At 65.1% G+C, this 8847-nt stretch carries 9 protein-coding genes; 1 reads left to right on the top strand and 8 read right to left on the bottom strand.

Annotated features, from left to right (window positions below; genetic code table 11):
• Window positions 1–509: 509 nt before the first annotated feature.
• The 8 genes from VJ307_02385 to VJ307_02420 form a co-directional block, all read right to left on the bottom strand.
• Entirely contained in the window at window positions 510–839 is a 330-nt protein-coding gene (locus VJ307_02385) for an SRPBCC family protein (GenBank protein HJX72976.1), read from the bottom strand.
• A gap of 93 nt (window positions 840–932) precedes the next feature.
• Entirely contained in the window at window positions 933–2471 is a 1539-nt protein-coding gene (locus tag VJ307_02390) for an SDR family oxidoreductase (GenBank protein ID HJX72977.1), read from the bottom strand.
• Between the two features lie 360 nt (window positions 2472–2831).
• The gene (locus VJ307_02395; protein ID HJX72978.1) at window positions 2832–3230 is read right to left on the bottom strand and encodes a polymer-forming cytoskeletal protein; all 399 of its coding nucleotides are present in this window, start codon (window positions 3228–3230) and stop codon (window positions 2832–2834) included.
• Window positions 3231–3232: 2 nt separating this feature from the next.
• Complete coding sequence (locus VJ307_02400; GenBank protein HJX72979.1) at window positions 3233–4066, bottom strand: M23 family metallopeptidase; 834 nt, start codon at window positions 4064–4066, stop codon at window positions 3233–3235.
• 188 nt (window positions 4067–4254) lie between these two features.
• Entirely contained in the window at window positions 4255–5238 is a 984-nt protein-coding gene (locus tag VJ307_02405) for an NAD(P)H-quinone oxidoreductase (GenBank protein HJX72980.1), read from the bottom strand.
• Between the two features lie 25 nt (window positions 5239–5263).
• Window positions 5264–5905 (bottom strand): HAD family phosphatase, encoded by a 642-nt coding sequence (locus tag VJ307_02410; protein ID HJX72981.1) that lies wholly within the window; start codon window positions 5903–5905, stop codon window positions 5264–5266.
• Window positions 5902–7149 (bottom strand): L-2-hydroxyglutarate oxidase, encoded by a 1248-nt coding sequence (gene lhgO / locus VJ307_02415; GenBank protein ID HJX72982.1) that lies wholly within the window; start codon window positions 7147–7149, stop codon window positions 5902–5904. The genes VJ307_02410 and lhgO overlap by 4 nt, the downstream gene beginning before the upstream one ends.
• 20 nt (window positions 7150–7169) lie before the next feature.
• Window positions 7170–7586, bottom strand: a complete 417-nt coding sequence (locus tag VJ307_02420) for a secondary thiamine-phosphate synthase enzyme YjbQ (protein ID HJX72983.1) — start codon at window positions 7584–7586, stop codon at window positions 7170–7172.
• Between the two features lie 148 nt (window positions 7587–7734).
• On the opposite strand from VJ307_02420, the gene VJ307_02425 reads away from it, so the two are divergent.
• A partial coding sequence (locus VJ307_02425) for a NapC/NirT family cytochrome c (protein HJX72984.1) occupies window positions 7735–8847 on the top strand: 1113 nt, incomplete at its 3' end.

Below are 8847 nucleotides of genomic sequence, written 5' to 3' on the forward strand. Positions count from 1 at the left end.
AGGATCTTCGTGGCTCCCACGTCCGGGTACGTGGTGGAGTCGGTCGGGTGGGCGGTCTTCTTCCTCCTCACGGCGGTGACCGCCCTTCCGGGACTCTGGATGCTGTGGCGGTACCGGAGGGAGATCGCGGAACTCTAACCGTAAAGGGGGACATTCCTATATCGAGTTGTACGTTGAGGAGTGTCCCCCCGGACGGGCTCGTGTCTCGCTCCGCAGCCTCGGAGGGGGGCTCCGTTCGTGGCTCGCCGTGCAATGAACCCGCACGGCTGCGCTCCCCCACTCCTTCGGCTTGCTGCGCTTTTTTAAGCGCCCACGGGCAACCGGGACGGGGACCCATGGCGATGCGGGGGGTCCCCGCAGCGGCCTGTGGAGCGAGGTTGCGGTTCAAGCGAGCGGAACGGCAGCGAGCGGGCGAAGGTCGCGAGCGTAGCGGAGGGGAATCCCCCCGCGAGCCGGGGTCCTTCCGGGTCACAAGGCGGTCTCCTCCCGGGCCATCCGCTCCCGGCTCTTCACCGCTGTTCCGTACCGGGGGAAGGGACCGCCCCGAACGAGCGGTCGAGGAAAAGGCGGCGGAACTCGAAGATCCTCCTCACCTGCCGGGCCGTGAAGAGGGCGTTTACGCCCCTTCCCAGGGGGCCGAAGGGAAGGGCGTAGTGGACGAGGTCCTCCATCTCCACGCCCCCCGGCACCTCCCGGAACAGGTGCTGATGGTGCCAGAACCGGTAGGGGCCGAACCGTTGCTCGTCGACGAACAGGCGAAGCGGGACGACGTGGGTGATTTCCGTCACCCAGCGCACCGGGATGCCGAGGAGCGGGCGGATGCGGTACTCGAGGATCATCCCCGGATGCATCTCCTGCGGCGGCTCCGTACCCAGTTCGAGGCCGAGCGACGGCGGAGTGAGAAGGGAAAGATTCCTTGGGCGTGTGCAGTCTCATGCCGCGTCCTCTCCCGGGGACGCAGCCCCCACCGGGAAGGAGGAATGCGCGACCGCTTCCGGCCCCCGAACGACGGGTTTGCCGGTCCGGGATGCGATCCCGCGCAACATCCCCTGGAAGACGAACCGGTGCACGGGGGACACGGCGACCCAGTACAGGATCCCCCCCAGGCCTTTCGGAACGAAGCATGACCGTTGCTCGATTTCCACCGTCCGGTGGCCGATCTTGCGTATCCGGAAGGACAGCACGGCGCAACCGGGAAGGGCCATCTCCGCGATGAGCACAAGATATCTCCCCGGCGACACCGCGCGCACTCTCCAGAAATCCACGGGGTCCCCGGGCCGCAGAGCATCCCCTTCCTTCCTGTCGCGCCGCATTCCGACCCCTCCCGCCAGGCGGTCCAAGACCCCCCGTAGCCGCCATAGCCAGTCCGCGAAATACCACCCCGCCTCCCCCCCGATCCGGCCGATGGGTTCCCATGCCTCCTCCGGGGTCGCCTCGAGAACGACCCGGCGATGGTCGTGGAACGACGTGCCTCCCCCCCATGGCGCGTCTCCCGGGAACGTGCTTTCCGGCGGCCTTGCCTCCGGTCCCTCCCCCTCCGGCTCCACGATGTCCCGGCGGGAATTCGCCACGGCAAGCCGGATCGCGTGCCGGCAATCGAGGAGTTCCTGCGGGATGAGGGGACGGATCCTGTCGTCCCGGCACACCACGCGGTTGCTCAGGCCCTCCGCGAGGGGACGGGCGAGCGCCGCAGGCATTGGGGTCACCAGGTGGATCCAGTAGGCACTGAGACGGGGGGTCAACACCGGAACGGGCAGGATCAGCCGCCGGGGAAGCCTCGCCTCCTCGGCGTAGATCCGCATCAGCCGCCGGTAGGTCACGATTTCGGGCCCGCCGATGTCGAACGTGCCCCCCGCGGTTTCGGGTACCTCGAGGCAACCGGAAAGGTAGGCAAGGACGCTGCGTATCGGGATCGGCTGGCTCTCCGTGTCCACCCACCGGGGAGTGATCATGACGGGGAGCCGGTCCACGAGGTACCGGAGGATCTCGAAGGACCCGCTCCCGGATCCGATGATCATCGCCGCCCGAAGGACCGTCGCGGGCACTTTCCCGGCCTGGAGGATCTTTCCCACTTCGTCGCGCGACCGCAGATGCTCGCTTAGGGTTTCTCCGTCCTCCCCCAGTCCCCCCAGGTAGATGATCCGGTCAAGCCGGGCCTGTTCGGCCGCCCAAACCATGTTGGCGGCCCCTTCCCGGTCGGCGCGGGAAAAGTCGCCCCGAGGGGATCCCATGGAATGGACGAGGTAATACGCGGCGGAACATCCTTCGCACGCTTCCGCAAGCGTTTCGCGGTCGAACACGTCCGCCCGGACGGGTTCCACCCCCGGGTCCCCGGCCCAGGAGAGCGCCTCCATTTTTTTCAGGGACCGGGCGGCGGCGCGCACGCGCCACCCCTTTTCCCGGAGGTGCGCAACGAGCCGGATTCCCACGTAGCCCGTGGCTCCGACCACGAGAACCGGTGTTCGATCCATCGGACACATCCCCGCTTTTCGCGTCAGATTGCCCTGCGACAGCAATACCGGGAAATGCTTCGGAAGTACACCCTATCGATTGCCGCAAGGGGAGAAAGGTTTCGAACGGGGGAAAGAGGGAACCGTCAGACCGTCAAGCCGTCCCGGAGTGGTACGCCAGAAGAAACATCGCCGCGATCCAGGTAATAGGAGGTGGGCCGCACCTCTTTCCGGATCCTGTCGATCGTGTAGAACCGGTCGGAGCCGTTCTCCCTCCCGTTGAAGGAGAACGGGAAGAACGTCTGGTTGAACCGGGTTTTCGTCTGGAGCGGAGGCAGCGGCGCTCGAATGCAACCGTATTTGTGAAACGGAGTACTTAGTTTACGAGGCCGATCGCGATACCGTGAGCGACTTGATCTTCCCTTCCTGGCTTTCCTGCGCCTCCTTCCTCTTTTTCATGGACGACTGTCCTTCGAACAGGGCGCCCTCCGATATGGAGAGCTTCGCCGCGCAGATCTCTCCGACGACCTGCGCCTTGTCCTTCAGTTCGACGATCTCGGACCCTTCGATGTTCCCGTCGACCCTTCCCCCCACGACGATCGCGCGGGCCTTCACGTTTCCCCGGATCCTTCCGGTCTCTCCGACGATGACCCAGTCGGCCCGGATATCCCCTTCCAGGTTCCCGTCGATCCGGACCGTTCCGCGCACTACCATCTCCCCCTTGACCGTCGAGTCGGCTCCGAGGACCGTCTCGAGCCTGGTTGCGGACCTTCCGAACATGATCACCTCCTCGCCAGGAATTGGGACGGGTTCACGTGGTGCCCGTCCTTCCAGATCTCGTAGTGCACGTGGGGTCCCGTCGAACGCCCCGTGGACCCGGACAATGCAATGACGTCGCCCCGCCTCACGGGCTGTCCGACCGTGACGAGGGTTTCCTTGTTGTGTGCGTAGGCGGTGTTGAACCCTCGACCGTGCTCGATGACCACGACGTTGCCGCTGATCCTCGTTTCCCCCGAAAAGGTCACGATCCCGTCCGCGGTCGCCAGGACCTCCGTCCCGACAGCCGTGGAGAGGTCCACGCCGGTGTGCAGCTGTCTCCTGCCCGACTGCGGATGGTCGCGATACCCGTAGCCCGAGGAGACGTGTCCCGGCACCGGCCATCCCATCGGGGTCGCCCGATAGATATCTTTCTGTTCCGTGATGTATTGCTTGATGCTCGTAACAGATCTCATGGCCTCGTCGATCTGCGTCCGCAGAGCCTTCATGTCGAGCGACCCCGTGTCGATGAACTCCGCGGTTTCGAGGACGTCCGTCTTCGACTTCAAGGAGAAGAGCCTGCGGAACTCATGCTCCGCCTGTTTCAGGGAATGCATGGTGGATTTCAGTTCGAGGAACTGGGAGGTGACGTACGAAAGCCGTTCCCTCATCTGATAATATTCGACGGTGTGCACGGCGACCGTGAACAGGTAGACGACCCCGGCGAAGAACGAGACGATGGAGAAGAGGATCCCCGCGAGAGGGATCCGGACGTTCACCGGTTTCGTCCGGGAGTGAGGCACCAGCATGATCGTGATCGGGGTGAAGATCATCTTCAGGAACATCCTGATGTTTCTCATCCCGCCCTCCTTTTGTTCCTGAAGGCAAGGTAGCAAGTCCCGTTCCGATCGCGATCAATTCCCAACCTGCCGAAACAATTAGGATATCCTTTCCGGCATCCCGGCATTTTCTGACGTTATTGAAAGGAAAGCGGAGGGGGGTGTCAAATTCCCGATCGAAGGGGCGGACCGGGCTGCGCACCGTGGGCCTAGCCGACCCGGAGCACGATTTTCCCCACGTTCGCGTTCGACTCCATCCGCCGATGGGCGCTTCCCGCCTCCGTCCAGTCGAAGACGGAGTCGATCACCGGGATCAACCGGCCGTCCGCGAACCGGGGGAGGGCGAAGGCCGCGAACCGTTCCGTGAGGTCGATCTTTCTCGCCGTGTCCAGGGAGCGGATCGAGCAGCCGAGGATATGGAGCCGCCGGAACAGGAGATCGAGGAGGTTCATCCGCTCCGCCGTTGCGCCCCCCATCGCTCCGATGACGATCAGCCTCCCGTCCGCCGCCAGGGAGGCGAGGTTCTGCGCGAAGAACGGGGCGCCGACGAAATCGAGGATCCGGTCGACCCCTCTTTCCCCCGTCTGCCCGGCCACCCACGGCGCGAAGGGCCCCTCCCGGTAGTTCCACCCCGCCCGCGCCCCGAGTTTCCGGCACCGGTCGATCTTCTCCGAAGACCCGGCCGTGACCAGGGACACGGCCCCCGCCTCCCGGATCAACTGGATCGCCGCCGTCCCCACGCCGCTTCCGCCGGCGTGGACCAGAACCGTCATCCCGGCCGAAAGTTCCCCGAGGGAAAAAAGATTGTGGTAGGCGGTCAGAAACCCCTCGGGAATCGCGGCCGCCTCCTCGTACGACAACCGCTCCGGGATCCGCATCGCCATCCCCGCCGGGACGGCCGCTTTTTGCGCGTACCCCCCGCCCGAGAGGAGGGCAAAGACCCGTTCGCCCGGCATCCATCCCCCGCACCCGGGGCCCGCGGTCTCGACCTCGCCCGCCATCTCCAGCCCGAGGATTTCGGAGGCGCCTTCGGGGGGCGGATACTTTCCCCTGCGCTGCAAGAGATCCGCGCGATTGAGCGCCGTCGCCCGGATGCGCACCAGAAGCTCGTCGGGCTCCGGGAGGGGATCGGGATGTTCGCCGACGTGGAGGACCTCCACGCCGCCGGCTCCCTTCATCCGCACCGCCTTCACCCGGAGCCCCTCCTCTTCCGTTTCCTCATTCGGTCCCCGGTCCCACCCGGACGCCCAGGTCGGCCAGGGAGGACACCAGCCGTTCGTGCCCCGTGTAGTGGATGGCCCGGATGCCCAATCGTTGCGCTCCCGCGACGTTCTCCTCGCGATCGTCGATGAACACGCATTCTCCCGGGGGAAGGCCGATCTTCCGGAGCGAGTCCCGGTAGATCTGCTCCGCCGGCTTCATGGCTTTTACCTGGTAGGAAAGCGTCACCGCGTCGAACAGGGGAAAGATGTCCACGGCCCGGATATGATGCTTGAAGTGCCACTCGTTCGTGTTGGACAGCAGACCGAGCCGGTACGACCGCGACAGCCCGCGGATCAGGCGGATCGTGGGCTCGATGGGGGTGAACATGTCGACGAAGGCCGAGAGGAATTCCTCCTCGGTGATGGAAAGCCCGCACAATCCCGCGACCCCCCGGAAGAACTCCCCCGACGTGATCTCCCCGGATTCGTAGCTCCGCGGCAGCCCCGATCCGGCCACGAGGACGGCCATCTCCTCGAGCGTCCTGTCCGTCCGGTCCCGAAGACGCCCGAAGAATACCGCCGTGTCGAAGGAGTGGATGACGCCCCCGAAATCGAAGATGATCCCCCGGATGTCCGGTTTCCCCCGGAAACCGGTCACGACGGCTCCCCCCCGCGTTCCGGTCCGCTCCCCGTGAAGTGAGCGCGCACCAGGGTCCGCGCGATATCCATGGAGGAGGTGAAGGCCGGCGAGATCGGGTTCAGGATGTGGATCGCGTCGCCGTCGGCAATCACCTGGAAATCCATGACGAGTTCCTTGGTCTGCCAGTCCACCAGCTGCGCCCGTATCCCCACCTTCTCCGAGGGCTCGATGTCCGAGGGGGACAGGACCTTCACCAGCCGGGCGGCGTCGCGGAAGAACGCCCTCTTTCCGAACTTCCGAGGCTCCGTAAGGGCGACCTCCCGGAACTTCGCGTTCCGGAAAAAAAGGACCGCGTCGGAGAGCGCGATGGACGCCCCTTCCCGGTCGATTCCCGAGAAGATCCCGTAGTTCTCCCGCCCGAACGCGGGGATGGCGGTCGGGCCGAGATATACCTCCCCGTGGACGTCGCGGCTGAAGTGAACCCCCAGGAACGGGTTGCGGATGTCCGGAACCGGATAGATGTTCCCCCGCACGGTGTGGGAGAGTCCCTTCCGCAGTTTCCGGTAGATTCCCTTGAACGGGATGAGGCGGTACCGGCGGGCGACCCCGAACAGGTGCGCGACCCGGTCGCAGTGGGCGCCGGCGGCGTTCACGAACTTGCGGAACGAGATTTCCCCCCTGCTGGTGACCGCCTTCCGGGAGCCTTTCACCCCTGTGAACAGGCAACCGGTCGCCAGGGTCACCTTCCCTCCCGTCTCCAGGTCCTTCCGGAGGGAGGCCAGGATCGCCGCCGGGTCGACGCAGGCGGTATCGTGGGAGAAGAGGGCCTTTCCCGCCGTGCGCGCGTTCGGCTCGATGCCGGCCAGCTGCGCCTCGTCGATCATCTCCACCTTCGCCCCGTTCGCCATGGCGCGGCGCATCAGCTCGGAAAGCGCGGGAATCTCCCCCTCGTCGCGCGCGACGATCACCTTGCCGTTCTCCTGAAGCGGCAGTCCCTTCTCCCGGCAGTAGGCCCGCATCAGGAAATTCCCGTTGAGGCACGACTTCGCCTTCAGGCTGTCGGGGGCGTAGTAGATCCCGGCATGCAGGACGCCGCTGTTGCGCCCCGACGCGTGCATCCCCGGGGCGGCCTCCTTTTCGACGATGACGATGTCTTCGTACCCCGCCATGACCAGGCTGCGGGCGAGCGTGAGACCGATGATCCCCGCCCCCACGATGAGCACATCCGCTTTCTCCGGCACCAGGGACGAACCCGCCGACATCGCTCTTCCCCGCCGCGCGCCTATTCCCCGACCACCTGGACGATGATCTCCCGCCTTCTCTCCCGGTTGTCGAAGTCGAGGAAGACGATCTGCTGCCAGGTCCCCAGGGCGAGATTCCGGTTCACGAGAGGGACGCTGATCGACGGCTTGAGGAGGGCCGCCCGGACATGGGAGAAGCCGTTGCCGTCCCCCCATCGCCGGTCGTGCTCGTAGGGGACGTTCGAGGGAACGATCTTCTCGATCACGTTCGCGAGGTCCCGCAGGACGCCCGTCTCGTACTCGATCGCGGTGAGGGAGCACGTCGACCCGGGGCAGAAGACGGTGGCGAGCCCGTTCGCGATGCCGGAGCGGCCGACCGCCGCGGCGACTTTCCCCGTGACGTCGATGATGTCGCAGAACCCTTTCGCCGACAGGGAAAACGTTTCCGTGAATACCATGGGTAACCTCGTATACTATGTTCTTTATTTCCGTATATCATGATCCCGCGGGCACCGTAACCGGTGTCCGGTTTCGCGATCATGCCCGGGGAGCAGGCAAGGAAAGATTTCCCGGGTGCGGGCCGCGCGGGGGGAAAGGGGACCGGCCATGCCAGAGGATGCCAAAAGGGGAGGGCTGTACCGGAACGCCATCAGCTTCATAGGCGCGTACGTGGCGATCATCAGCGTTTTCCTCATCCTCTTCTCTCTCCTGCTGCAGTTCAGCTTCAAGTCCCACAGCCCCTACCTCGGGATCTTTTCCTTCATGGTGTTCCCGTTCTTCTTCACCCTCGGTGCCATCCTGTTCCTGTACGGGATGCGGCGGGAGAGCATCCGCAGGCGCCGCCTCGGGGTCGACGAGGCCCTCCCCTACCCCCTGCTCGACCTGAACGAGCCCGCAATGCGGAAAACGTTCAGCTACGCCATCCTCGGGGGATCCTTCCTCGCGATCCTTCTGGCCTTCGTGTCGTACCACGCCTTCCTCTATACGGAGACCACCTCGTTCTGCGGGCAGCTTTGCCACAAGGTCATGGAGCCCGAGTTTACGGCGTATCAGGAGTCGCCCCACGCCCGCGTGCCCTGCGTGGACTGCCATGTCGGTTCGGGCGCGTCCTGGTACGTGAAATCGAAGATCTCCGGGGCGAGGCAGGTCATCGCCGTGACATTCGATACGTATCCGAGACCGATTCCCACCCCCATCGAGAACTTACGGCCCGCCCGGGAGACGTGCGAGGAGTGCCACTGGCCGGCGAAGTTCTTCGGCACGCAGCTCAAGCAGATCCCCCACTTCCGGTATGACGAGAAGAACACCCCCGAGCAGATCAGCCTGGGGATCAAGACGGGCGGCGGAAGCGGCGAGCTGGGGGAGAGCGCCGGCATCCACTGGCACATGATCACCGAGAACAAGGTCCATTACATCTCCCTGGACCGCCAGCAGCAGGACATTCCCTGGATCAAGGCGACGCGCACCGACGGCACCGAGGACGAATACGTGAGCCTCGATTTCCGGGGGGACCCGAAAGAATTCGCCTCCCGGGAAAAGAAGGAAATGGACTGCATGGACTGCCACAACCGCCCCACGCATATCTATGAGCCCCCCGAGGCGGCGGTGGACAAGGCGATGGCGTCCCATCTCATCTCGCGGACCCTTCCCTGGGTGAAAAAGGTGGTCGTGGACGGCCTCGTCGTGGAGTACCCGAACCGGGAGAGGGCCCACGAGGGC

Source organism: Candidatus Deferrimicrobiaceae bacterium (assembly GCA_035256765.1).
GTDB lineage: Bacteria > Desulfobacterota > Deferrimicrobia > Deferrimicrobiales > Deferrimicrobiaceae > CSP1-8.

What these genes read in the sequence shown, in the direction of transcription:
- VJ307_02385 (HJX72976.1), bottom strand. Translation starts at nt 839, where the DNA reads ATGATCCTCGAGTACCGCATCCGCCCGCTCCTCGGCATCCCGGTGCGC.
- VJ307_02390 (HJX72977.1), bottom strand. Translation starts at nt 2,471, where the DNA reads ATGGATCGAACACCGGTTCTCGTGGTCGGAGCCACGGGCTACGTGGGA.
- VJ307_02395 (HJX72978.1), bottom strand. Translation starts at nt 3,230, where the DNA reads ATGTTCGGAAGGTCCGCAACCAGGCTCGAGACGGTCCTCGGAGCCGAC.
- VJ307_02400 (HJX72979.1), bottom strand. Translation starts at nt 4,066, where the DNA reads ATGAGAAACATCAGGATGTTCCTGAAGATGATCTTCACCCCGATCACG.
- lhgO (HJX72982.1), bottom strand. Translation starts at nt 7,149, where the DNA reads ATGTCGGCGGGTTCGTCCCTGGTGCCGGAGAAAGCGGATGTGCTCATC.
- VJ307_02420 (HJX72983.1), bottom strand. Translation starts at nt 7,586, where the DNA reads ATGGTATTCACGGAAACGTTTTCCCTGTCGGCGAAAGGGTTCTGCGAC.